This window comes from Pseudomonas syringae group sp. J309-1, assembly GCF_032582135.1.
GTDB classification, from domain to species: domain Bacteria; phylum Pseudomonadota; class Gammaproteobacteria; order Pseudomonadales; family Pseudomonadaceae; genus Aquipseudomonas; species Aquipseudomonas quasicaspiana.
Genome location: NZ_JAWHNU010000076.1, coordinates 1 through 25,534 on the forward strand (window position 1 = coordinate 1; position 25,534 = coordinate 25,534).

20 protein-coding genes are annotated in these 25,534 nt (G+C 56.2%); 3 read left to right on the plus strand and 17 right to left on the minus strand.

Going from position 1 to position 25,534, the window contains the following annotated elements:
* Window positions 1-101: 101 nt before the first annotated feature.
* From RX972_RS26490 to RX972_RS26505, 4 genes are all read right to left on the minus strand, one after another.
* A complete protein-coding gene (locus RX972_RS26490; RefSeq protein ID WP_316879893.1) occupies window positions 102-560 on the minus strand; it encodes an REP-associated tyrosine transposase in 459 nt (152 codons plus the stop codon).
* Window positions 561-757: 197 nt separating this feature from the next.
* Window positions 758-3,856: an efflux RND transporter permease subunit gene (locus RX972_RS26495; protein WP_231676495.1), complete on the minus strand. Its 3,099-nt coding sequence runs from the start codon at window positions 3,854-3,856 to the stop codon at window positions 758-760.
* Window positions 3,853-4,920 carry an efflux RND transporter periplasmic adaptor subunit gene (locus RX972_RS26500; protein ID WP_255878987.1) on the minus strand — a complete coding sequence of 356 codons (1,068 nt, stop codon included), beginning with the start codon at window positions 4,918-4,920 and terminating at the stop codon, window positions 3,853-3,855. The genes RX972_RS26495 and RX972_RS26500 overlap by 4 nt, the downstream gene beginning before the upstream one ends.
* A complete protein-coding gene (locus RX972_RS26505; protein WP_027899914.1) occupies window positions 4,917-6,035 on the minus strand; it encodes an efflux RND transporter periplasmic adaptor subunit in 1,119 nt (372 codons plus the stop codon). The genes RX972_RS26500 and RX972_RS26505 overlap by 4 nt, the downstream gene beginning before the upstream one ends.
* A gap of 363 nt (window positions 6,036-6,398) precedes the next feature.
* Here RX972_RS26505 and RX972_RS26510 point away from each other — a divergent pair, with 363 nt between their 5' ends.
* Window positions 6,399-7,397, plus strand: coding sequence for an Abi family protein (locus RX972_RS26510; RefSeq protein WP_255878985.1), 999 nt, complete (start codon window positions 6,399-6,401; stop codon window positions 7,395-7,397).
* A gap of 96 nt (window positions 7,398-7,493) precedes the next feature.
* Window positions 7,494-8,654 carry an AAA family ATPase gene (locus RX972_RS26515; protein ID WP_316879900.1) on the plus strand — a complete coding sequence of 387 codons (1,161 nt, stop codon included), beginning with the start codon at window positions 7,494-7,496 and terminating at the stop codon, window positions 8,652-8,654.
* 249 nt (window positions 8,655-8,903) lie between these two features.
* Here the strand turns inward: RX972_RS26515 and RX972_RS26520 are convergent, their stop codons facing one another.
* The 13 genes from RX972_RS26520 to RX972_RS26580 all read right to left on the minus strand — a co-directional run bounded on the left by RX972_RS26520 (window position 8,904) and on the right by RX972_RS26580 (window position 24,798).
* The gene (locus RX972_RS26520) at window positions 8,904-9,116 is read right to left on the minus strand and encodes a DUF6124 family protein (protein ID WP_231667332.1); all 213 of its coding nucleotides are present in this window, start codon (window positions 9,114-9,116) and stop codon (window positions 8,904-8,906) included.
* Between the two features lie 482 nt (window positions 9,117-9,598).
* The gene (locus tag RX972_RS26525; RefSeq protein ID WP_099269193.1) at window positions 9,599-10,606 is read right to left on the minus strand and encodes an ABC transporter substrate-binding protein; all 1,008 of its coding nucleotides are present in this window, start codon (window positions 10,604-10,606) and stop codon (window positions 9,599-9,601) included.
* Between the two features lie 141 nt (window positions 10,607-10,747).
* Window positions 10,748-11,614: an ABC transporter permease gene (locus tag RX972_RS26530; protein ID WP_122397556.1), complete on the minus strand. Its 867-nt coding sequence runs from the start codon at window positions 11,612-11,614 to the stop codon at window positions 10,748-10,750.
* 149 nt (window positions 11,615-11,763) lie between these two features.
* A complete protein-coding gene (locus RX972_RS26535; protein ID WP_027898470.1) occupies window positions 11,764-12,642 on the minus strand; it encodes an ABC transporter ATP-binding protein in 879 nt (292 codons plus the stop codon).
* A gap of 15 nt (window positions 12,643-12,657) precedes the next feature.
* Complete coding sequence (locus RX972_RS26540; RefSeq protein ID WP_122705931.1) at window positions 12,658-13,554, minus strand: TauD/TfdA dioxygenase family protein; 897 nt, start codon at window positions 13,552-13,554, stop codon at window positions 12,658-12,660.
* 489 nt (window positions 13,555-14,043) lie between these two features.
* Window positions 14,044-14,826, minus strand: a complete 783-nt coding sequence (locus RX972_RS26545; protein ID WP_231676515.1) for a MetQ/NlpA family ABC transporter substrate-binding protein — start codon at window positions 14,824-14,826, stop codon at window positions 14,044-14,046.
* Window positions 14,827-15,017: 191 nt separating this feature from the next.
* On the minus strand, window positions 15,018-16,232 hold the full coding sequence (locus tag RX972_RS26550) for an RHS repeat-associated core domain-containing protein (RefSeq protein ID WP_231676518.1): 1,215 nt from the start codon (window positions 16,230-16,232) through the stop codon (window positions 15,018-15,020).
* Entirely contained in the window at window positions 16,229-19,780 is a 3,552-nt protein-coding gene (locus RX972_RS26555; protein ID WP_316879908.1) for a hypothetical protein, read from the minus strand. The genes RX972_RS26550 and RX972_RS26555 overlap by 4 nt, the downstream gene beginning before the upstream one ends.
* Window positions 19,781-19,923: 143 nt before the next feature.
* Window positions 19,924-20,874, minus strand: a complete 951-nt coding sequence (locus RX972_RS26560) for a hypothetical protein (protein ID WP_316879910.1) — start codon at window positions 20,872-20,874, stop codon at window positions 19,924-19,926.
* Window positions 20,875-21,287: 413 nt separating this feature from the next.
* Window positions 21,288-22,238 (minus strand): sigma 54-interacting transcriptional regulator, encoded by a 951-nt coding sequence (locus RX972_RS26565; protein ID WP_316879912.1) that lies wholly within the window; start codon window positions 22,236-22,238, stop codon window positions 21,288-21,290.
* A gap of 93 nt (window positions 22,239-22,331) precedes the next feature.
* A complete protein-coding gene (locus RX972_RS26570; RefSeq protein WP_027901115.1) occupies window positions 22,332-22,913 on the minus strand; it encodes an alpha/beta hydrolase in 582 nt (193 codons plus the stop codon).
* Between the two features lie 469 nt (window positions 22,914-23,382).
* Entirely contained in the window at window positions 23,383-24,063 is a 681-nt protein-coding gene (locus tag RX972_RS26575) for a response regulator (RefSeq protein ID WP_027901114.1), read from the minus strand.
* Window positions 24,064-24,087: 24 nt separating this feature from the next.
* Window positions 24,088-24,798 (minus strand): Crp/Fnr family transcriptional regulator, encoded by a 711-nt coding sequence (locus tag RX972_RS26580; RefSeq protein WP_263269642.1) that lies wholly within the window; start codon window positions 24,796-24,798, stop codon window positions 24,088-24,090.
* 83 nt (window positions 24,799-24,881) lie between these two features.
* Here RX972_RS26580 and RX972_RS26585 point away from each other — a divergent pair, with 83 nt between their 5' ends.
* Window positions 24,882-25,406 (plus strand): DUF962 domain-containing protein, encoded by a 525-nt coding sequence (locus RX972_RS26585; protein ID WP_316879915.1) that lies wholly within the window; start codon window positions 24,882-24,884, stop codon window positions 25,404-25,406.
* The last annotated feature ends 128 nt before the right edge of the window (window positions 25,407-25,534 follow it).

Here is a 25,534-nt window from a genome sequence, read left to right on the forward strand (position 1 = left end):
AGTTAGCTCCTACAAGGTCCGCGTTTCAAATCCATTATTGGAGTGATGTTTGATAGGAGCAGAGCTTGCTCGCGATGGCCTCGACTCGATCTAAGGCCAGGTTAAATCCACGCAGCATCCCAAAGCGGATAGTCCCCCACCCGGTCGGCCAGTCCCGCTCTTACAGGGTTCAGGATCAGATACCGGGCCAAACCCTTCAAATCGTCCTCTTGCCGAACCGCATGATCATGAAAGCCGCGCTGCCAGATACTTCCGGTTCGGCCTTGGGCAGCATTCACAACCACGCAGGCGCGTGATTTGGTACGCGCAACCATTCGGCTCAGCGAACCACTCTTGAGCTCCAGCAACCAGTGAAAGTGATCAGGCATCACTACCCAGGCCAAAGAACGAGCCAAGCCATCACGCTCGGCCAAAACGAACTGCTTTGCAGCAAGACGACCTACTCGCCAGTCACCAAAGATCGGTTGACGGTCTTTAGTGTTGCAAGTGATTAGATAGATCCGGCCCTTTTCACTGTGGCGACCAATGCGCAACTGTCGAGATTGATGAAGAGATCGCATTCCATTGCCTTTGAGCTTTAGGGGAACTCAAAAGGTAGGTCACGCGGGGTGATCTGCTGCTCTGGATTAATTGGCTGGATGTGTCTGACTCAACAATGAGTCGCCTGTATCGCGGGCAAGCCCAGCTCCCACATTCACAGTGCTTTCCAGCCTGAGAATGCAACTTCCTGTGGGAGCTGGGCTTGCCCGCGAAGAATTTAACTCGAAGGCGCTGGTTCACCACCCTTCTCAGCCTGCTCCCGCTCCGCATCACTCGGCTCCTTAATCCGATACCACGCCACATACAGCGCTGGCAAAAACAGCAGCGTCAGCAAGGTCGCGATGATGATGCCGCCGATCATGGCGTAGGCCATCGGGCCCCAGAATACTTCGCGGGCGATGGGGATCATGCCCAGGCTGGCGGCTGCTGCGGTCAGCAGGATTGGGCGACGGCGATGCTGGGTGGCTTCGGCCACGGCATCCCATGGTAGGTAGCCGTCGCGTTCATACGCGTCGATCTGCGTCACCAGAATCACCGAGTTACGGATGATGATCCCGATCAGCGCCAGTATCCCAAGGATCGCCACAAAGCCCATGGGCGTACCCGTCGGGATCAGCGCCAACACCACGCCAATCAAGCCCAAAGGTGCAACGCTGGCGACCAGGAACATCTTCTGCACACTGTGCAGTTGAATCATCAGGAACGTCGCCATCAGGAAGATCATCAGCGGCACGACACTGGCAATGGGGCCTTGAGCCTTGCCACTCTCTTCAACGGTGCCGCCAGTAGCAACCTTGTAGCCCGCCGGTAAACCTGCAGCGAACTTGTCGATCTCAGGTTTGAGCTGCTTGACCAGATCCGTTGGCTGCATGTCATCCGCTACCGCTGCTTTAACCGTGATAGTCGGCTTGCGGTCACGACGCCATACCAACGGTTGCTCCAGTTCATAACGCACCGTCGCAAACGCCAGCAATGGAATCGACGTGCCGCCCGGCGTCACAATTTGCAGGTTCTGCAAGGTTTCCGGCGACCCGCGCTCCGCGTCCTCAGCGCGTCCAACCACATCGATCAGGTAAATATCATCACGCACCTGAGTCACCGGCGAGCCGCTGACGATGCTGTTCATCAGCTTGGCCACGTCCTCAGACGACAAGCCCAACTGACGCGCCTTGTCCTGGTTGATGTCGATGCGCAGGACCTTGCCCGGCTCGTTCCAGTCGTAAATCAACTCGCCAACATGTGGATTGGCGTCCAACAGTGTGGCCAGTTCGATGGCGTGCTGGCGCACCTTGTCGATGTTTTCACCGCTCACCCGATACTGCAGCGGACGCCCCACCGGCGGCCCCATTTCCAGCGGCTGAACAAAGCTGCCAATGCCGACAAACTCTTCGCGCAGACGCTTGTTGAGACGGTCGGTCAGATCGGCACGCTGCTCAAGGCTCTTGCTGACGATCACCAACTGCGCGTAGTACGGATTTTCCAGTTGCTGGTCTAGCGGCAGATAGAAGCGCAGAGCGCCCTGACCGATATACGTGCTCCAGCGCTCAATGTCCGGATCGTCCTTCAACGTCGCTTCAAAGCGGTCCACGACCTTGCGGGTTTCGTTGATCGAAGCGTTTTGCGGCAGGTTCAGGTCGACGAGAACTTCTGGCCGGTCTGAAGACGGGAAGAACTGGTTCTGCACAAACTGCATGGAGAACACCGCCGCCACAAACATCAGGATGGTGAAAATGAGGGTGATCCAGCGATGCCGCATCGCCCAGAACATGCTGTTGTTGAAACCGCGGGCAATGCGCCCTTCCTTCTCTTTCTCGTCCTTCTTCTTGATGTTGGCGCTCAGGATATGCACGCCAATTACCGGTGCGAACAACACCGCAACCACCCACGACACCAGCATCGCCACGGCAATCACCGCAAACAGCGTGAAGGTGTACTCCCCCGCCGAGCTGGCATTGAGGCCAATGGGCACGAACCCGGCGACGGTCACCAGCGTACCGGTCAGCATCGGAAAGGCCGTCGAGGTGTAGGCGTAAGTCGCCGCCTGCTCCTTGGTTTCGCCCATTTCCAGGCGCGTAACCATCATCTCCACCGTGATCATCGCGTCGTCCACCAGCAGGCCGAGAGCAATGATCAACGCGCCGAGGGAAATCCGTTGCATGGTGATGCCGCTGTATTCCATGAACACAAAGACCATGGCCAGCACCAACGGGATCGAGCAAGCGACCACCAATCCAGCACGCACGCCCAGGCTGACAAAGCTGACGATCAACACGATCACGACCGCCTCGAACAGCGCGCTGGTGAAGCCGCCGACCGCCTTCTCGACCACTTCGGCCTGATCCGAGACGTTGTGCACGCCAACGCCCACCGGCAGATTGGCCGTGGCGGCGTCCATGCGCTCATGCAGCGCCTTGCCGAATGACTGAATGTTGCCGCCCTTCTTCATCGCAATGGCCAGGCCGATGGCGGGCTTGCCGTTGAAGCGGAACATCGGTTTCGGTGGGTCGACATAGCCGCGCGTGATGTCGGCGATATCACTCAAACGATAGAAGCGATCATTGAGACGCAGGTTGACCTCAGCCAGATCTTTTTCCGACGCAAACTGCCCCGAGGTCCGCACCGAAATTCGCTCCGGCCCGGCTTCGATCACCCCCGCTGGCGTGACCGCGTTTTGCGATTGCAGGCTTTGCACCACCTGGCTTTGATCCAGGCCCAGTGCCGCGAGCTTGCGGGTAGAAAAATTCAGGTACACCACTTCGTCCTGCTGGCCGATCATTTCGACCTTGCCCAGCCCAGGCACTTCGCGGATTTCCGTACGGACTTGCTCTACGTAATCACGCAACTGACGCATGGAAAAACCATCCGCCGTAAATGCGTAAATCGACCCGTAAACATCACCGAATTCGTCGTTGTAAAACGGCCCTTGGGTGCCTTGCGGGAATTGTGCGCGGATGTCGTCAATCTTCTTGCGCACCTGATACCAGATCTCCGGAATGTCCTTCGCAGAGGTGGTGTCGTGCAGGAAAATCATGATCGTGGACTCACCGGGACGCGTGTAGCTTTTCACGTAGTCCAGCGAGTCCAGTTCTTCGAGTTTCTTCTCGATGCGGTCGGTGACTTGCTCAAGGGTTTCATCCACCGTCGCACCCGGCCAGCGGGTTTGTACGACCATGGTTTTGATCGTGAAGGACGGATCCTCCTCACGGCCAAGATTCATGTAGGAAAAGACGCCCATCAACAGCGCAACGAACATCAGGTACCAGACAAAAGACTGATGCTTGATGGCCCATTCGGACAGGTTAAAACTCCCTTTCATCGCGGGCTTTCCTCATCGACTTTAACTTTCTGGCCCGGCTTGAGGCTGTTGACCCCGGCACTCACCACCCACTCGCCGGGTTTGATCCCGTTATTCAATACAAAACTGTCGCCCGTACGGCTGATGACGTTCACAGCGCGAGGATTAACCGTCTGGTTTTGCCTGTCGATGATCCACACCTGCGCCTTGCCATCCACTTCCTGCAGCGCATTGATCGGTAGCTCAGTGCGCGAAGCAATAGCCGAACTCAGGCTGACGCTGATAGCAGTACCCAGCCTGAAAGCTTCCGGCGTCTCTTTCAGGGTCAGTCGAGCACGGCGGGTGCGGGTGGTGCGCTCGGCTTGCGGTTCAATCTCGCGCAGCGTCGCGGTGGTATTGATCTGCGGATCAAGCTGGCTGGCGACCTTGAACTCGACACCTTGGGGCAACTGGTCAGCCAGGGATCCGGGCAAATCGATTACCGCTTCTTTGACGTCCGGGCGAGCCAGGGTCACGACCTCTTGCCCGGCGGTGACAACCTGACCGGCTTCAACCTGCCAGCGCGTAACGACGGCAGCGTGATCGGAGCGTAACTCGCTGTACCCCAACTGATCCTGAGCCTGGCTCAGTGCTGCGCGCGCCTGCTCGAGTGATGAGCTGGTGGTTTTAAGATCGGTCTGAGCGATGTCCAGTTGTGCCTGGGCACCCACGCCCCTGTCAAACAACTCCTGTTGGCGACGAGCATTGGCTTGGGCGTTGATCCACTGCGCTTGAATGCGCGCCAGATCACCTTGGCGAGCGCGCACATTATTCTGCTGGTCGGTGGGGTCCAGAGTGGCAAGCAATGCGCCTTGGGCGACTTCACTGCCGACGTCGACACTGCGTTGAGCGATTCGCCCAGCGACCCGGAAACCGAGGGTGCTTTCATAACGCGCTTCAATGTTGCCCGCAAAACGTCCAAGGCTTTCCTCAGAAATCGCCTTCGCTTCGACATGCAGCACGGGGCGCACTGGCTCCGGCGCTGGCTCTTCCTTACTGCACGCGCTCAACAGCGGCAGCAATAACAACCACGACAAACGCTTCATGGCTGCACCTTCGCGGGTTTCTGCTGTTCACTGGCGGCGATTTCCACGTGCATGTCGGGGTGCAACAACTGCCCCCCGGCGACCACCACTTTCTCACCAGACTTCAAGCCATCGGTGATGATGACTTTGGCGGTCAGGTAACGGCCGACTGTGACGGCGCGCAAATTGGCTTTGCCTTGATCGTCCACTACCCACACTGCCGGCTTGCCCAATTGATCGCCCAACCCCTTGGTCAGCGCAGCCCACGGTAGTTCGACACTGGCCTTGCCCGGCGTGGTCAACGCCCCGCTGACCACCGAGCCGAGGTCCATGCCAGCGGGTAATTTCTGGAGGCCGATTTTTACTTGTACGGTGCCGGTTTCGGCTGACACGGCGGGGGTCACTTCACGGACTTTGCCGACCGTTTTGATTTGCGGGTTATCGAGCAGCGTCACCACCACCGGTTCATCACCGGATGCCTGGGCGAACAGTGACTCATAGACGTTGAATACCGCGTCACGCTCCCCATCCCGGGCCAGGCTGAAAATCGGCACGGTGGCCTGTACCACTTGCCCGACTTCCGCCTGACGCTCAGTAATCACACCAGGCGCGTCGGCGACCAACGCGGTGTAACTCAATTGCTCACGGGCACTGGCCAGCTGAGCTTGCGCAGCATTGAGCGCGCTCTGGCTGCTGCGCAATGCGGCCTGCGCGGAATCGTATTCGCTGCGGCTGGTATAGCCCTTGGGCAGCAGTTTTTCCTGTCGCACGAACGCAGCACGGGTCTGCGTCACCCGCGCTTGCTCGGCGGCGACAGCCGCCACGGCGGAATCGACGTTGGTCTGCAAGTCTTTGGGATCAAGTCGCGCCAGCACTTGCCTGGCCGTGACCCGATCACCCACATCCACCATTCGCTGAATGATCTTGCCGCCCACGCGGAATGAAAGCTGAGTCTGCACCCGGGCCTGAACGTCACCGGTCAATGCAACCTGAGCGGCGTAATCGATGCTTGCGACTTCTTGTACATAGACACGTGGCAGGTTGGCGTCAGCAGGTTTTTCCTCGCCGCAGCCGGTCAGAATCGCCAGCGACAATGTCAGGCCAAACAACGCCAATCTTGGGGGGAAAGCGGGCATGCAGACTCCTTATGCGGATGCCGTGCGCGTGCCTCGCTGTAAACAGTGGGTGGCGCCGTGACTATGCGACTCTAAGCGTAGATCAGGGTTCCTTGAGGTGCGTGATTGGTTGCAGGTGAGTGGGCATTAAGCGGGGCATGCAAAAGATGAAATAGCGTTTGCCGAATTCAAATAGACATATGTACCGCTGTTTTCACGGGTATATCCGTAGCATGTCGTTCCTGCCCGCAACGATTTCATCAAAGCCTTGCAAAACTGGTCGATGCTCCATAACCTTTCCAGTAACACACCCGCCATGCCTATGGCTGCCTCTGCAGCTAAGCACAAATCGAGCGGGTTTTTTATGCCCGCCAGTTTCTCACCGTGAGGCTCTTTAGCAAGGCCGCCATCACTGTGGACGAGCAATTGTCCCTGCTGAAAATGCGCGGATTACTGATTCAGGACGAAAGCGAGGCACGCTGCTTTCTGGCGTCTGTGAGCTTTTTCCGCTTTTCCCCTTATATGCGTCCCTTCCAGGTCACTGATGACGTGGAACACGGCTTTCGGCCCGGCGCCAGCTTGCGGGATCTCACTCGTCTGTATGAATTTGATCGCAGGCTACGCCTATTGGTAATTGATGCCATCGAGCGGATCGAAGTCGCTATCCGCTCAGTCATCAGTAACCACATGGGGCCACGCTACGGGTCCCATTGGTATCTGAACCCGCTTTTTTTCCAGCGTGGATATCGTCACAGCGCCCTACTCGACAACATCAGACGCAAACAGACCGAAGCTAGACGTGACTACGAGCGTGAATGCCAGCGCATTGATCGGTCCAACGCATCCAAGTCGCGTAAGAGCCACTTAAAGAAATTGCGCAGCAAAGAAAGCTACCCGCGTCACTACGCCCTTACTTACTGTGAGCCAGACCTGATGCCTGCATGGGCGGCCATGGAAGAAATAACCTTTGGCGATCTGTCGCACCTTTTTAAAGGCTTGGCTCGTGACTCGGACAAGAAAGCCATCGCCCGAAATCTGGCGCTACCAAGCCCGTTGCTGCAGTCCTGGCTGCACAGTTTGACCGCTATCCGCAACGTCTGCGCTCACCATGCAAGACTTTGGAATCGTGAACTTGGTATCCGGCCCGAGCTCCCCAAAACGGCCATGTTTTTATGGCCCCAGCACCTGCAGCAAACGGGGTCACATGCCCGAGTGTTTATGATCCTGTGCATCATTAATATTTTGATGTTTCAAGTTAGTCCTCATACGAACTGGGACAGACGGTTGCACGAGCTAATGGATGCGCACCCTGAAATTGATCTCCATGCAATGGGTTTCCCGATTGACTGGTTTCAGGATCCGTTTTGGGGAGGGAGACAATGACTGCGCTGGATTCAGGTATCCGTGCATGCCGCTTGGCTCATCATTCGCCAAGCGATCTGGTTAAACTCCCTTCTTCTCACCGGCAAGGTAGCAGCCATGCTTAAAACTCTCGCGGTCGCTAATTACCGGTCGATCAACAACCTGATCGTGCCGCTTGAGCGTCTTAATGTCATTACCGGCCCCAATGGCAGCGGTAAGTCCAATCTTTACCGGGCCCTTCGGTTGTTGGCTGAAACTGCGCAAGGCGGGGTCATCAATGCCTTGGCGCGCGAGGGTGGGCTGTCGTCGACTTTCTGGGCAGGGCCGGAAAAAATCTCCAGACGCATGCTCCGGGGCGAGGTTGAAGTACAGGGTGGCCCAAAGCAGCAGGTCAAACGATTACGTCTGGGTTTCGCCGGAGAGGATTTCAGTTATGCGATTTCTTTGGGGCTGCCGGAGATAAAGTCCAGCGCGTTCTCACTGGACCCTGAAATCAAGAAGGAATGCATTTGGGCCGGCCCGCTGTTTCGTCAGGCGAGTTTATTGGTGCAACGCAGCGGGCCGATGATTCGCGCCAGGGCTGGTCGCGAATGGGACGTACTGGCGCAACACACACCGGAGTTCGACAGCCTGTTCGATCAGGTGGGCAATATGCGCACCTGCCCGGAAGTACTGAAATTGCGGGAAACCATCCGTGGCTGGCGCTTCTACGACCACTTTCGCACCGATGCAGAAGCCCCGGCACGCCGCCCGCAACTGGGCACCCGCACCCCGGTGCTGCATCACGATGGCCGCGATCTGGCCGCAGCCTTGCAAACTATTCTGGAGATTGGCGAGCCCGAAGCGCTGCATGCCGCCATCAGCGATGCGTTCCCTGGCGCTCGCCTGGAAATCAACACGGTAGTCGACGGGCATTTCGCTGTGGAGTTTTATCAGGAAGGTTTGTTGCGCCCGTTGTCGGCATCAGAATTGTCCGACGGCACGCTGCGCTACCTGCTGCTGATCGCCGCCCTGCTCACCCCGCGACCGCCCACCATGATGGTGCTCAACGAACCGGAAACCAGCCTGCACCCTGACCTGCTGCCCGCGCTGGCGCGTTTGATTATCAAAGCTTCGCAACACTGTCAGGTTTGGGTGGTATCCCATGCCAGCCGATTGATCGCCGCACTGGAGCAAAGCCCGGAATGCAACGCGATCGAGCTTGAAAAGGTGTTGGGGCAAACCGGGATCGTCGGGCAAGGGATGCTGGATGCACCGGCGTGGCATTGGCCGGATTGAGACAGCGGGGCTTGCGGTCTAGACGTGGGAGATAGGCATGACTGATCTCTGTGGCGCTCGTATCGCAAGCAAGCTCGACTGTCACAGAGTGCATGCGTGTCGCGGGATCCGCAGAACTTGTGGGAGCTGGGCTTGGCGGCGATAAGGCTGGACGCGGTTGACCTGATAACTGCGGTGCCTTTATCGCGGGCAAGCCCAGCTCCCACAGAGATAGCGTTTCGGCCTCAGGATTGAGTTGTTATGCGGGCTTCAGCGGGGTTCGACGCGTTCCAGTGAGCGGTCAAGTTCGGCCTTGGCCATGGCGATCAGGTGGACGACCGAGAAGGCCAGGTCGCGTTTCGGGCCGTTGAGGGTGTCGCCGGTTTCGTAGGCAGTGGCGGCTGCGCAGCGCAGTAGGTCGCTGACGTGCAGCAGCGATTCTTCGAGGGTTGGCAGCGGTGGATCTGGCGTTACTTTTTTCATTTGCGTATATCCGGTTAGGCCACCGGATGTTCGCTGCTAAACGAATAAAGGGTGGCGGCTTTGTCGCGGGTTAGCAGACCGGTGGACATACGCAAGCATCCGGCGCACTCGAAAGTGCCCCACGCAAAGCCGCCATAAAGCGGTAATTGCACGTTACGCAATCCAGACAGGCTGCTAAACCCGATCACTGATAAGTCAGTGACGGAAGCAGCCTAGTGTCCGAATTTGGCACGCGCAAGGGCTCAGGATTTTCTAGGAAACTTCACACAGAAGAAAGGGAAACGGCCGCAGGAAAGGGCCTTCAAAGACGGGTTTTTCGTTAGGTGAAGTTACAAAATTGTCCAGCCGGAACGAGTTTCCTTGTGGGAGCTGGGCTTGCCCGCGATAAGGTATCGGTGATGTATCTGCAAACCGAGGTGTTCTTATCGCGGGCAAGCCCAGCTCCCACAGGATCAGCGCATGCCGGTAGATGTGCTATTCCATCAGCTACCCGCACCACCATGAGCTTCTTCGAAGAAGTAATCCTTCCAGCTCGCCGCTTTGTTTTTCAGCACGCCCAGCTCTTGCAGTTTTTCAGCATAAATAAAGGTGCGCTGCGGAGTGATGGTGAAGTCGATTTCCGGATCGGAAACAATCTTCTCTACAAATGGCAGTGCCAGCTTGGATTGCTCTACGCGGATGTAGGTCTGGGCAGCAGCAGGCTTGTCGGCTTTGATGATCTTCTCCGCTTCAGCCAGTGCGTCATAAAACGCTTTGTAGGTTTTCGGATTTTCGTCGTGGAATTTCTCGGTGGTGTACAGCACGTTGAACGTCGCCTGACCGCCCAGCACGTCGTACGAACTCAGCACTTTATGCACGTTCTTGTTTTCCAGCGCCTGATACTGGAACGGCGGGCTGGAGAAGTGCGAATTGATTTCGGAGCCGCCCGAGATCAACGCAGAGGTCGCGTCCGGGTGCGGCAGGCTTACCGAGATGTTGTCGAATTTCTTGAAGTTCTCGTTACCGAACTCTTTGGCAGTTTCGATCTGCAAGGTGCGCGACTGGAAACCCACGCCTGCGGCTGGCACGGCGATGCGGTCTTTGTCGGTGAAGTCCTTGAGGGTTTTCACGTTCGGGTTGTTGGTCAGCAGGTAATTGGGCATTGAGCCCAGCGACGCGATGGCTTTGACGTTCTGTTTGCCCTTGGTGCGGTCCCAGATGGTCAGCATCGGCGGTACGCCTGCGGACACCACGTCCAGCGCGCCAGCCAGCAGCGCTTCGTTCATGGCTGTCGCGCCGGAAATGCTATTCCAGTCGACCTTGATGTCGATACCCTGCTCTTTACCGTGCTTTTCGATCAGTTTTTGATCACGGACCACGTCCAGAATCAGGTAACCGATCCCGAATTGCTGAGCGATGCTGATCTTGCCTTCGGCCTGTGCGCCGCCGCTGAGCAGGCCGATGGTTGCGGCGAGCGCGATGATGGCTGAGCGCTTGAAAGGAATTGCCATTTGAAACCCCACATCAAAAATGTTGTTGATATCTGTGGGAGCAGAGCTTGCTCGCGATAAGGCTGGACGCGGTTCAATTTAGATCGCGTGGACCTTATCGCGGGCAAGCCCAGCTCCCACAGAAGCAATGTTCCAACTCATCTATCGCTGCATACCCCAGCGCTTGACGGTCAGGCGCTCGACGTTGGCGAACAGCAGGTTTTCCACCAGCAGACCGATCATGATGACGGCAGCCAGACCAGCAAAAACTTTGTCGGTGTACAGCTCGTTGCGGTTCTGGAAGATGTACCAGCCCAGGCCGCCTTTGCCGGACGATGCGCCGAACACCAGTTCGGCCGCGATCAGGGTCCGCCAGGCAAATGCCCAGCCGATTTTCAGGCCCGCAAGAATCGACGGCAGCGCAGCCGGGATCAGGATGTGCCAGACAAAGCGCAGGCCTTTGAGGCCGTAGTTGCGACCGGCCATGCGCTGGGTTTCCGAAACACCCAGAAAGCCCGCATAGGTATTGAGCGCCAACGCCCACAGCACCGAGTGCACCAGCACGAAAATCAGACTGTTCTGACCCAGGCCAAACCACAGCAGCGCCAGTGGCAGCAATGCAATGGCGGGCAGCGGGTTGAACATCGCGGTCAGGGTGCCGAGCAGGTCACGACCCAATTGCGTCGATACCGCCAGGGTGGTCAGGGCAAAGGCCAGCACAATGCCGATCAAGTAGCCCTGAATGAGCACGGTCAGGGAAATCCAGACTTTGCTGATCAGCTCGCCAGACAGGATGCCGTCATAAAACGCAGCAGCGGTCTGCAGGAAGCTGGGCAGCAACAGGTCGTTGTTCTGAATCCGCGCGGCGACTTCCCAAAGGATGGCCAGCACGATCAGGATCACAGTTTTACGCACCCAGCTCACTTGCCAGATGCGTTGCACCAACGGAATGTCACGGGCCAGGTCTTCCTGTGTGAAAGGCTCCAGCGTGACTTCGTATTCTTCACGGATTGGGGGGGACAGGCTCATGGGTGTGTTCTCTTGGTATCTGCTGGCCCTGTTCTCCTGTGGGAGCTGGGCTTGCCCGCGATAAGGTCCACGCGATCTAAAATAAACCGCATCCAGCCTTATCGCGGGCAAGCCCGGCTCCCACAGGGAACAGCGCCAGCAGGCGTAAATTAATAAGCGATCCGGATGTCTTGGAAGTTCAGCTCGCGGTCGACCGCCTGCTCTTCGCCTTCATCGAACAGCAGCCGGTGAATACGCTGGGCGGTGTGCTGAAAACCAACGCCGCCGAGGCTTTTCAGGTCGTATTGATGGCTGTTGATTTCAGCGCGAACGCGGCCCGGATGCGGCGACAGCAAAAGGATGCGGTTGCCCACAACCAGTGCTTCTTCAATGGAGTGCGTGACGAACAGGAGGGTGAAGCGCACTTCTTCCCACAGCTCCAGCAGCTCTTCCTGCATCTTGCGACGGGTCAAAGCGTCAAGAGCAGCGAACGGCTCATCCATGAGCAGGATTTTCGGTTGCATTGCCAAGGCGCGGGCAATCGCCACACGGGCTTTCATGCCACCCGACAAGGTGTGCGGATAAGCATCTGCAAACGCGCTCAAACCGACTTTCGCCAGGTAGTAATGCGCGCGCTCCAGTGCTTCCTTGCGCTTCAACGTGCGCGAGGCCAGCAGCGGGAAAATCACGTTTTCGATAACGGTTTTCCAGGGCGGCAGTTGGTCGAACTCCTGGAACACCACGATGCGGTCCGGGCCCGGCTCATGCACTTCAGTACCCGCCAGACGAATCTGCCCTTCGCTGGGTTTGATGAAACCGGCCACAGCCTTGAGCAAGGTGGATTTGCCGCATCCCGAAGGGCCGAGCAATACGAAGCGATCCGCCGGATCCACTTCAAAGCTGACTTGATGAGTCGCCCGCACCACACGCTCGGGCGTGCGGTATTCGAGGCTTACATTCTGGACTTGCAGCAGGGCTTCAGCAGCGGGCTGATCGACCTGTTGCGCAAGCGAGTTTGCGCTAGCCGTGTGGCTTTGCAGAACAGTCATTAAAAGCTCCCGGTATTAGAACGGCGCATCGCCCTGGATGGTCGTGCGATGCAGGCGGCGACGCAGATGGTCAGGCGTGCCGCCCGCCAGGTGGATAAGCGAGCGGTTGTCCCAGAAGACCATGTCGTTGGGTGCCCACTTGTGGCGATAAACCCCTTCTGGCCGAACGCTGTGCGCGTAAAGTTCGTTGAGAATCTGCTGACTCTCGTCTTCCGGCAGACCGACGATATGCGTGGTGAAGCCTTCGCTGACAAACAATGCTTTGCGACCGTTTTCAGGGTGTGTGCGCACGATCGGATGGCTGACCACAACTACTTGCGCCAGTTGCTCGGGAGTCAGGGTTGGCCGCCAGTTTTGAGCGTTGTGCCCGTCTCGGTAGCGCGAGGTGTAGCTGTGCACGGCAGAGCGGCCTTCAACAGCTTTGCGCAAATGCTCAGGCAAGGTGTCCCAGGCCAGGTGCATGTTGGCGAACAAGGTGTCGCCGCCTTCGCTTGGCAGTTCTTGCGCGTAGAGCATCGAGCCGAGGCTTGGCAGCTCCTTGTAGGAAAGATCGGAGTGCCAATACTTGCCCGCGTCGCCCAGGCCCAGCGGCTGACCGTTTTCCACAATGTTGGAAACGATGAGGATTTCCGGGTGGTTGGCGAGCAGGAACTGTTTGAGCACGTGGATCTGCAACACGCCAAAACGGCGGCTGAAGTCGATCTGCTGTTGCGGGGTGATCTGCTGATCGCGGAACACCACGACGTGGTAATCCAGATGCGCGCGATGTACGCGAGCGAAGTCGGCGTCATTCAGCGGTCGGGACAGGTCGAGCCCGAGGATCTCTGCGCCCACGTTAGCGGCGAACGGACGCACTTCAAACTGTTGAGATGCAGCTTGAACGGGTGATGACGCGAGAGACGCTGACGACATGGCTCGGACTCCAGAAGACTGGTGGTAATGAGCCACGACTTTATAGGTATAAGAATCGAAATTTAAATATCGTTATTGCATATGGATAGTCCGGATTGAGCTAGGGGTATTTGAGACGCAGGGTTTGGCGCCAATCCCTGTGGGAGCGAGGCTTGCCCGCGATAAGGCTGAACGCGGTAGACCTGATATCTGCGGTGCCTTTATCGCGGGCAAGCCTCGCTCCTATCAAACATCACTCCAATAATGGATTTGAAACGCGGACCTTGTAGGAGCTAACTTGTTGGCGAAGCGGAATTTCTGACGATGCGGGTCCGACGTCTCGCCAACAAGTTGGCTCCTACAGGTCACCCGTTTGCTGCGCGACAGCGCGGTGTCAGGGATACCGGGACCACTCCCACAGGGATTTGTGCCCGGCGCGATAACCCACGCACAAAAACGCCGACGCTGTTGCCAGCGTCGGCGTTGGGTATTTCGTGTTCAGCTCAGCGATCAGAACGCTGGCAGTACCGCGCCTTCGTACTTCTTGTTGATGAAGTCTTTAACTTTCTGGCTGGTCAGGGCCTTGGACAGTTTTTCGATAGCGTCGGTGTGAGCGTTATCGGAACGGGTCACCAGGAAGTTCACGTAAGGCGAATCAGCGCCTTCGATGATCAACGCGTCTTTTTTCGGGTTCAGCTTCGCTTCCAGCGCGTAGTTGGTGTTGATCAGCGCCAGATCAACCTGGCCCAGTGCGCGTGGCAGTACGGCCGATTCCAGCTCGCGGAACTTGAGCTTCTTCGGGTTGGTGGCGATGTCTTTCGGAGTCGCCAGTGCGTCGGTCGGGTTTTTCAGTGTGATCAGGCCATTTTTCTGCAACAGCAGCAGGGCACGACCGGCGTTGCTGCCTTCGTTAGGGATGGCGACGGTTGCGCCTTCTGGCAGGTCAGCGATGTTCTTGTACTTGTTGGAGTAGCCACCGAACGGTTCAACGTGTACGCCAACACCGGTCACCAGCGTTGCGCCTTTGCCTTTGTTGAAGCCATCGAGGTAAGGCTTGGTCTGGAAGTAGTTGGCGTCCAGACGTTTTTCATTGAGTTGCACGTTTGGCTGCACGTAGTCGGTGAACACCTTGATTTCCAGATCCACGCCTTCTTTAGCGAGGTCAGGCTTGATCAGTTCGAGAATTTCCGCGTGAGGAACCGGCGTAGCGCCGACCACCAGTTTCTCGGCTGCTTGAGCCACGCTTACCGAAAATACGGCCGCCAGAGCGGTCAACAGCAATGTCTTTTTCATGCAATGTCCTTAGAGAAAATCGAGGTCGGTCTGTACGACAGCTCTTCAATGAGTTGCCCCCGACTGCTGGCGCGGTCGGGGGCGTGGAGCGGACATTACCGATATTTTTTATTCCAATACAATACTTTTTTATCAAGTAGTTATGCCTTTTGTAGCTATCCGACTGGAGCGCTCCAGCCGTCGAGCACAAATCAAAACTCTCGTAGCGCCTGCATCCGATCCTGATCAGCAGTCAGGAAGTCGCCTGGTTTGATATTGGTTTGCCCTAGCCCTGAAGCGCTTTGCTCCGGATCGCCGCGCAAGAATGAGTCAAGGGTGGTGGAACGCTGGGGATCACCTGCGCCAGCGGGGTCGTTATTACCGCCGGCCAGATCATCGATGAAGTCGATAGCTTCAAATGAGTAATCCGCGATGTTCAGATACCCGGACAACTTCGTGGCCATCTGAAAACGGTTCTGGAGCGCTACAGTATTCCTTGCACCTTTACCCAGTCGTGCAGCGCCGCCAAAGCCTTGGATCGCCTTCGCGTTATTCACTCTAATCGCTCCTTGACGCGCAGTTGCAGCGGCACCGGCTCCTTTACTGACAAAACGCGCCGCAGTTTGGCTACCTCGTCTGGCCGCAAAACTCGCCACTGAAGAACCTGAAAGGCCTGCCAGCCCCAAGCCAAGTCCCACATAACCTAAAATATCTCCAGCTTTGGAATCAGATGCAGCCAGAGACACCAGCTCGCCAGTAATCTGGATAACGTCAGCAGCAACACTAAGCGTCGCCATGAATATCACCGGCCCGGTCAACGGTGCACTGGCTCCAAGTGTCGCGGCAGTGAGAGCGATGGCGGCAACGGAGATCGCGATGCCCACAAAGGCTTTAAACAAACTCTTGAAAGAGAAGTGCCCAGTGGGGTCAGTCATGTTGACCGGATCGCCCACACAATAGGCATAAGGGTTTATGCCCCCTGAATCAAATGGGCTCATCGTGTCGGGGCTATGAAACCGCATCAGCACCGGGTTGTAAGCCCGATAACCATTGCCCAGCAAATAGCAACCGGTCACCGGGTCGGGTTGCTCACCGTTAAAGCCCAGCAAGCTTTGCAGCCCGCCTTCGACGGCACTGCCGCCATAAGGGGTGTAGACACTGCGCTTTATCTGATTGCCCGTGACTGACTGCAAAACGCTGCCCTGCTGATCGCAGCCCAGCAGGCTGTTGACTACCGTGCTACCTGAGTGGGTCGACTGCGCCAAAACATGGCCACCCGACTCCATCAGGCTATGCTGCTTTGCGCCCTCCAATTGCGTGGCAATGCGGCCATCCCGATAAACTCGCGTACTGGCGGGAGCGCCCGCTGGCTCTACGCCAATCAAGCGATCCAGGGCGTCGTAGCGATAACTGATCAACTGATTCATGCTTGTGCCTCCGAGACCGATTCCAGACGGCCCAGGCCGTCATAGCTCAGGCTACGACCGCGCTCATCATTGAGCTGGTTACCGTCTCGGTCGTAAGAAAATTTGGCCTGTTGCCCGGCATAGTCCGGATGGCTATGGCGAACGCGGCTTAATTGGGTTTTGTCGAAGTTTTCATATTCATAAGTAGCGATGTTCTCGCCACCTGTGAACACGGTTTTCAACTGGCGGACGTTATCCAGTTCGTCGAACAGGTAGTCCTGTACAAGAATCTCTTTACCCGCCGCATCCACCGGTAAATGCAGGCCGGTGCACTCGTAGTGTTCCAGACGACCGCGAGAGTCATAGGCAAATTGCTCATCACGCAGCACGGTGCTTCCGCGCTGCAAGATGCGTCTGACGAGCTTGTCTTTATTGTCAAATTGTTGGGACAGTTCTTCCGGCTGACTGGAGTCAACCGTCAGCACCCGACGCACCTCACGGCCAAAGTCGTCGTATTCAAGCTGCGTGACAAGTGTGCGTTTACTTTGGCTGTCGACCGTTTCGATTTTGCTGACACGCCCGAATGAGTCATAGCTGTAGTCCGCTGTGACAGCCCCCCTCACGACCTTGGCAATCCGACACAGCGCGTCATAGTGGGTGATGTGTTTAACGCCCGCTGCATCTACATATTCCAGTGGCAAGCCTTTAAGCGAGGTGCGATGCGTGGCATCCAGTGTGCCCTGAGCTTCAGTTATCTGGTCGTTTTGCAGCTTGCCGGACGGCAGGTAAATGCGCTGCTGCTCGTTACCCGGGCAGGAGGCCTGAATCAATTTCGCGTGAGCATTGTCGTAGCGGAAGCTGGCGGCGAGATTGCTGTCACCGGCAACGCTGCGCTCAGTCATCTGATTATTCAGTGACGGGTCATATTGATAGGAAATGACTTTACCGCTGGCTTTGACATGCGTAGCCGGGTTTGGCTGAGCACCCACGTATGTGAAGATTTCAGTGCGTCCACCGACCGTGATGCTGGTCACTCGCAACAGGCCGTCGTAGGTGCGCTCGCCTGCCAGATATTCATTGATCCAGATGTGGGTCGCCAGGTCTTCCGTACTACGTCGCAAGAATGCTTTTTTGATCCGTGTGCCATCGGGCAATTGCGTGATAACCAGGCGATCAGCAAAGTCATACACAAACCTGGTCGTACGTCCTTGAGGATCTATTTGCTGAACACATCGCCCGAGGCCATCGTAGAGATACTCTGTGGCGCCACACGAAACACCTTTGCGATCAAAGCGTTCGACCGTGTCGTTTTTACCAAACAAGTTTTTGGTGATGACCGTTTTACCAGCCTGATCAATACCCTGAGTCTGGACGAGCGTGACTGGATCGAGTCGATCGTGACTGATGACTCCATCCGGGCCGATGGTCGAGACGCGATTACCCCAATCGTCATAGGTGTAACGGGTCTTCAATTGAACAGCTTCGCCGTCGAGCCAGTCAGTGCTGGTTTCTTCAGCCAACTGGCCAAGTCCATCGTAGTTGGCGCTGTAAACGGCACGCATGGGTTGACCGACAGCGTCGACGTCCTGAACCTCAACGGCAATTTTTCGATTCAACCCGTCAAGCCGTGTCAGCGTTTGAGCACCGTTGGGAGCTGTGGTGAGGGTGGATACCTCGTCAGCCAACGCGTTTGCCAACTGGTAGCTGTGTGTTCTGGAAACCTGGCCGGGGGTTTCAGGTGCGAGCATCTCAGAGGTTTTGCGCCCTAACCGGTCATAGATCGTTTCCAGGGCAACGCCCATCTGCTCGACCACTTTTACTTCTGCCCCGGTCAAAACGTTCTGCCAAACGGATTGGGTGCTGACAGTGCGATCCTTGGCCATCAAGGTAGTTTGCGTACACAGAGTGCCGCCCTTTAACTCATAGCGATATTCCGTAATCGTACTGCTGCCTTCAACCGTCTCGATCCTGCGCTTGACGCGGCCCAGGAATTTGCTTTGGGGGTCGGCTTCGTAGTGTCGGGCGATGGTCACCAGTGGCGTTACTTGACCGCCCTGGAATAACGACTCTTGCTCCAGTGCCAAAAAGCTTCCCCGCTCGGGGCTGGCTGATGGGAGTTCGGTGTAGCGGTATTGCGTGACAAGGGTGGGGGCGGGGGCGCAATCAGCTGCGGGTATCAATGTCTTGCGCTTGAGCCAGCGCTCCGATCCAAAAGCATCCGCCGGACAGCCATCGGATGCACCTGGCGAGTAATAATCGAAAACCTCTGTAATCCCGGATGGCGACACTTTTCTGCGGATGTTGCCCATTTCATCGTAGTCAGTCACCGTGGTTTCCTTGCGAATGAGGCTTGGATTTACGGCATCAAACCACGATACTTCGATCTTTTTGGGTAGCAAGAAGTTAGAGGGCTGGTCAGCAAAACTCAGGCCTGGACTTTCATGATAGTGAGTCACGCTGCTCACGGTTTTGCCGGCCTGACTAACTGTTTCTTCGACCAGAAGGTGAAAGCGATTGTAGGCTCGCTTGGTCCTGCGCACGCGGCGTTCATCGGTACCGGTGCCTTCAACCAAATCCTCATTAACTTCGTACTTATAGTTACCTGTGGCTTGATACAGGCTATCACTTTCATTGCTCCACGAAGCATTGGAGCCATATCCGAAATAATTTCGGTCAGAGTAACTGTATCTCTTCGTGATCGGCGCCTGGTTCAGGCGCGGAAATATCACATGCGACGCTACCGCAGGCAAGGCCCGGACTGGCGCTCCCGGAGGGAGCCTCAGTGCCCCGGCTTGGTAGGTTATTTGCTCAACAGCGTCAGTTGGTAACTCAAGCCGGCGGATCAGACTCAGCCCATTGATCATCTGGTAGAGCAGACGCCAAGACGCAGTCGCGTTGTTGTCCAGCAGCATTGTTATCTTGGTGAGTTGGTTGTTCTCCTGCTGGAACTTGAAAGCCAGCTTTTCTGCTGAATCGTCGGGCCATATAGTGATGCCCAGGACGCGCGCTGAATCGTCACGAAAATCTACCGCTAATAACTTCCGGGTTTCATCCCTGATCTCGCGTAACAGACGACGTCCCGCAATCGACGCGTAAGAAAGGTGGATAACCCGCCCCTCAGGAGAATAGATTTTCGAGACCAGCCATTCGTCCCGATTCAAGCCAGGGTTACTGAGAACCTCTAGCACGCCCGATTTATGCTCGACGATTATGTCGGTACCCAACCGACTGGTTTTCAGGTCATTGACCTTCTTGTCAGTAATCAGAAAGGCGTTATCGGAAAAAATAGCCCGATGACTGGCACCGCTAGACAGATTCAGTTGTCTGATTTTGCGGCTGTAACTAGAAAGTGCTATCTCCCACCCCACGCCAAAACCAAGATTAGTTGTTTGCAGCGCATTGAACTTTAAAACCAAAGGCAGCGGAGGGCCAGTCAAGGCATTCGCCAGGATATTGGATAGCGACAAACTAAAACTGTAAGTTCCTGTCCTGGGGTCGACACCCGAACTTATAAAGCTGAGAAAGTTATACGCACCCGAGTGCGCAATGGAAGAAGACAAAGCATTCATATGGATATTCCAATTGGCTCACAGGGGTGCCTTCAAGAGAAAGCACCTCTGCTTTAGGTAGCAAACTGATTTAATCTACACCCCGTTAAGCACCAACACTTCTACACGCAGGCCAGATAGCTAAACAGGGCACAGAAAATCGATTAGTATAATTCCAGATCAGTATTGAGACTGTCGGTCGACTTATACCGCACATTAACTCTGTGGTTATTACCATACATATCAACGGCGCTTATCGACGCCTCCCGGACTGGAGCAGACAGCTGACCTGGGTGGACCACAAGGGCTCGCGATACCACCACAACTGGCTGACCGACCTTTACATAACCGGATCGTATTTGCTGAGGGCCAATGACAATGCCACTGCTGTAATTAATACTGTACTCACCGGGCCTTGCAAAACCCGTAAATCCGGCTGGCGTGATGATATTTGAATTCCCCAACTTCACGAGAGAGGCCATGTGAAAGCTTCTAAACTCCATATTGACTCCCCCCACATTCAAGCCAAACGGCCTATAGTCGAACGATATAGTCCCATTGCTTTGGACTTCAAGAGCCTGAAAATTATAGTCTCCAGGCCTGTAAGTGGGAGAGGTCACGGGGGTCAAGGTTACTGAAGAGTCTTCTGAGGTAGTAAATATTACTCGATCTCCCCGGGTAAGTCTGGCACCTATATGAAGCGGCGCATCAGCTCTAGTGCGGACATACACATCCCTGTATTGGACATTACTATTGGTTGAGATGTCCATTAGATCAATTTCATCTTCCTCCTGAGCCGAACGGGTTTGTCCGGTTGGGAAGTAACGATATCTGCTATCCCGATTGTTACCCCAACTCCATCGACCAGCGGGAGTGATGGAAGGGGACTCTGTATACGCAATCGCTTGCCTGCTGTAATGATCGACCAATTCGAGACTGTTCATCTCTTTATTGCTTAATCGAACGATTTCGCCTTCCGCATCGACGGCACGAATAGCCACTCTGATCCTCACCTGCTGCAGCCCGTTCGCAAATAGCCGATCAGCGCCCGAACTAACAGTTAGAGAAAAAACCTCAAGCACCGTCCAGCTTTTAGCGTTGTTAATATCAATCATCTCATCATCCTTAATACCCTAGCGGGCGTTCCTTAGAGAAGTTTACCTAGCCTTGAAAGGCTGGACTCAAGCTATCGCAAAGCTGACAGATACCAACTCGCGACAGACTTTAACGCTTAAACAATCAAAAGACATCGCTGACTTAATTGACTTATCGCGTCTTGAATTCCAGCTTCATCCAATTCTAAATCTCTGTCTACCGCATGTAATCAATAGAAATAAACGACCTTCTAAAATCGTTAACCCCATCAACTTCAATAGTTAAAACACTACTTTAGAAGGGGAATATAGAGCCACGCTCTGTAGGACAAAGGTCCTTGTCATGAAGGACTATCCACAACCACCTTTCACCCCCCAAAAAAAACGCCGCATCCCTGCCAAGGATGCGGCGCTGAAGAACCGGGGGTTGTGGGCTAGCGAGCGAGATCATTCAACCGGGAATCAACCGTTTCGAGCACCCGTCGCAGTGCAAAGAGTTGCTCAACCTTTGCGTCAAGGAGAAGCTTTCCTACAAGCTGCTCCACTTGCACAAGCGGGTCGACGCTGGCAGGCAGGTTCAGGTGCTCCGGCAAGATCTCATCACCGCTGCTGACCAGCAGCGCAAAGTGGATGACGTTCTCCAGCTCACGGGTGTTACCTGACCAGTGATGGGCTTCCAGTACTTGCTGCGCTGCGTCGCTGATCAGCGGCACGGCCAGATTCAGGCGCTGGCTATAGATGCCGAGGAAATACTCGGCCAGTGGCAGAATGTTGCCCGGCTGCTCGCGCAAAGGCGGCAGTTCCAGGTGGCCTTCGCTGAGGTAGTGAAAAAGCCGCTCGTGGAATTTGCCAGCAGCAACGGCCTGAGCCAGATCGATGCTGGTGGCGGCGACCAGCCGCACGTCTACCGGGCTGGGTTGTTGCGCGCCGACGCGGGTGACTTCGTGATTTTCCAGAGCGGCCAGCAGCTTGATCTGGATTGGTAACGGCAGGTCGCCTATCTCATCCAGATAGAGCGTGCCGCCATTGGCTGAACCAAACCACCCTGCGCGGCTGCTGGCCGAACCACTGTGGGCACCGGCGGCATAGCCAAACAGTTCGGCGTCGGCATAGGTCGGGCTGATCGCGCCACAGTTGACCGAGACGAACAAGCCGGTGCGGTCGCTGCCGCGATGGATGTGCCGCGCCAGCAGTTCTTTACCGGTGCCGGACTCGCCACGAATCAGCACTGGCAAAGCGCGAGGTGCCAGTTGCTCCATTTCTTCACGTAGTTGGCGCGAACGCGGATCAATGAACACCAACGCCTTGGCGCGAATGCTAAGCGGGCTTTTTTCGGCATCGGGGAAGGTCAACAACGGCTGACCGAAGGTTTCGTTAAGGCTCATGGCAGACTCCCGCCCGAGCCTTGCGACGGCTCAAGCGTTAAAAAACAAAGTGGATCGGTGAGGCAAGCGCGATACGTCTCGCGCTGCGTAAGCTCATGCGCGACGCCGTGCGTGTTGTTCCATTCGGCTCTGCAGGCGGTACAGGTAAGCGAAGCCTTGTTCCCAGCGGCGATGTCCTGACTTGGTATTGATATGCCCGGCCTGGCTGAGAATGCCGGTTTCGGCGCCCCAATCGCGCGCCATCTCAAGGGCGCGCTGAGTGCTGACCGCCGCGTCGTTATCCGAGGTGACAATCTGGGTCGGGAATGGCAGCAGATCCTTCGGGATCGGCGCGAAGTTGCGCAACGCAGGCGAGCAGGCAGGCCGCTCGACGTCAGCAGGCGCGACCAGCAAAGCGCCCTGCACCTGACGCAGCGACTCCAGGGGAGCCAGTCGCGCCCAATGCGCAACGGTGATGCACCCCAGGCTGTGAGCAATCAGAATCACGGGCGTACTGTCGGCCGCGATACTGCGTTGCAACTCGCCCACCCAGTCTTCGCGACGCGGCTTGAGCCAATCGGCTTGTTCAACGCGCGTGCTGTTTGGCAGGCTGTTCTGCCAATGGGTTTGCCAATGCTCATCGCCTGACCCTTGCCAGCCTGGCACGATCAAATAGCGGATCGACTCGTTATGCATGGGGTCAGCCTCCTGCAGGGGTGCATTCATTGAGCGCAGTATAAGGAGGCGACATATATTCGTTAAGGAATAAGAAGCTATCAACCAATAACCAAAAAGAATATGCAAAGCAAAAAAAAGGGATTGTCCCCTGCCTAAGGAACAACCCCGATAAAAACTGCTATATGCGTGCCCGCCATCAGTGGGCACGGTTGAAGGTACTCAAGATTTGTTACAGATAGACGACGTTGCCAGTCCGATCCCACGAATGCTTGCGTGAAAGACGCGCTCCCACAGGCCGGCCTTGATCTCAAATTGATAATGAATCCGTGGGACCGAATTCATTCGGGAAGGCAGTATTTCTAGAGATACATAAGCTGAGGATGTACCGGTCTCTTCGCGAATGAATTCGCTCCCACCTGGATCAGCTCGCAGTGCAAACACAGGATCTGCCACAGGACCGCGTTCCAGTCAGATAATCAGGAGTGCCTCACCGCAAATCAAAGGCCTCATCGTCCAGCAACGCCAGTTGATAGCCGTCATCGCCCACCGCGTGAATCAGCTTGGGCAGGTAGCGTTCGTCGATTTTGGAGCGTAGGCGCTGGAGGGCGACGGTAACCGGACGAGGATCGTCATCAAAAATCTCTGCCGCGATTTGCTTGCGGGTAAGGACTTCGCCCTGGCGGCTCGCAAGTAGCTGCAACAAGGCAAACTCTCTCTCCCCCATGGAAATCCGCTGGCCGCCACGGCTGACACGCTGCAAGGTCATGTCTATTTCCAGATCAGCAATGCTGATGCTCGCCGCGTCGCCTGTCGGGCCACGACGCAGCAACTTGTGCACGCGGGCCAGCAAGTCTTCGTAACTGAAGGGCTTGAGCAGGTAGTCATCAACGCCAAGCTCCAGACCGCGCAGACGGTCTTCGATGGCATCCGGAGCGGTCAGGAACAACACCGGCGTTTCGCCGCGCTGACGGATCAGTTGCAACAGTTGCCAGCCATTGAGGCCGGGCAGCATGACGTCGAGAATGATCAGGTCGTAGTGTTGCTCTTCAACGAAATGGCGACCGTCCAGGCCGTTGAGCGCCACGTCCAGGGTAAAACCCGACTCGGCAAAGCCTTCGGCCAGCTCGTTCGCCGTGCTGGCATCGTATTCCACTAACAGCAGCCGCATGCATCACCTCGATTGTTCAGGCCTTCAGCATAACGATTTGGCGCGCAGGGCGTTGGCCGCTTTACGTAATTTGACCACATCGAAGATTTCCACCTGCTCGTCCACCAGACGCAGGATCTTGCGTTGATGCAGGTCCTGCAATACTTCAAGCAGCTCTTGTGGCGAGAGGTCCGCGGTGCGCTGCGCATCAATTTCGGCAAAGCTCATCAAACGTCGCGCATGACTGAGGTGACCATAACCTTCAGCCAGCATCAACAAACGCCAGGCCACGCGAGCCTTGGCGGGCAGCAATTTGATGCGCTCCGGGCGCAGCAGGTTGATGCCCATTTTCTGGCTGAGCAGGTCGGCGAAAGGGCGCCAGTGAGCAGGGTTTTTCTCCAGCAGTTCGTTGACCACCGGCTGTGAAACGTGAAGAAAGATGCTCTGTTCCATGGAGTAGACATCAAATCGACGAGGCATGCCGTCGAACAACGAGACTTCACCGAACCAGTAAGGCATGCGGATGCGCTCAAGACGCGGCACCAGACGTTGATCGGCAGCACCGCCGAAGCGAACAGAACCTTCTACCAGCGCATACAGCCCACAAGGCTCGTCCCCTTTTTCGAACAGGAATTTACCCGGTGTCTTGCGGGTCTGGCGAGCAGCGTCCAACAAGCTATCCTGCAAGGCGGCAGGCAGATGACTGAACCAAGGGTCGTTCATTAATCGCGAGCGCCATCCAGCTCCATTTGTCATGTATTGCTCCCTGTTACTGCTGATCACATCGCGTTAAAAACGAAACCGTAGCAGAATCGTTTATCGCTCAAAGAGGAATAATAATGAAAACCCTCACCGACCACCTCAGTCAATACGCGGCCTACCACCGCGACTCGCGGAATATCGCGACACACTTTGTAGGAATTCCACTGATCGTCGTTGCCGTCACGGTGCTGCTGTCCCGCCCGGGCTGGATAATGGGCGGTTTTTGGCTCTCCCCGGCAGCCGTGGTCGCGGTAGCCTCGGTGATCTTCTATTTACGCCTTGACCGGCAGTTCGGCGTGTTGATGGGCGTGCTGCTGGGCCTTTGCCTGTGGGCAGGCGCCGTCCTCGCGCAACAGGCGACCATGGTCTGGCTCAGCGCCGGAGTGGCTTTGTTTGTGGTGGGCTGGATCATTCAGTTCGTCGGCCATTATTACGAAGGCCGCAAACCGGCATTCATCGATGACATCAGCGGGCTGATTATCGGGCCGTTGTTTGTAGTGGCGGAGCTGGCCTTTCTAATGGGGCTGCGCAAGCCATTGCAGCATGCGATTGAAGAAAGATCAGGGCCCGTGCGCAAGCGGGATTTGAAGCCGGTGGTGTGAAGGCAAATCCAATCCGACGGCATCGCGCCAATCGGTGGAATTGCATAGAACTTGTGGGAGCGAGGCTTGCCCCGCGATAAGATCAACTCGGTCTCAAATACTGTACCGACCTTATCGCGGGGCAAGCC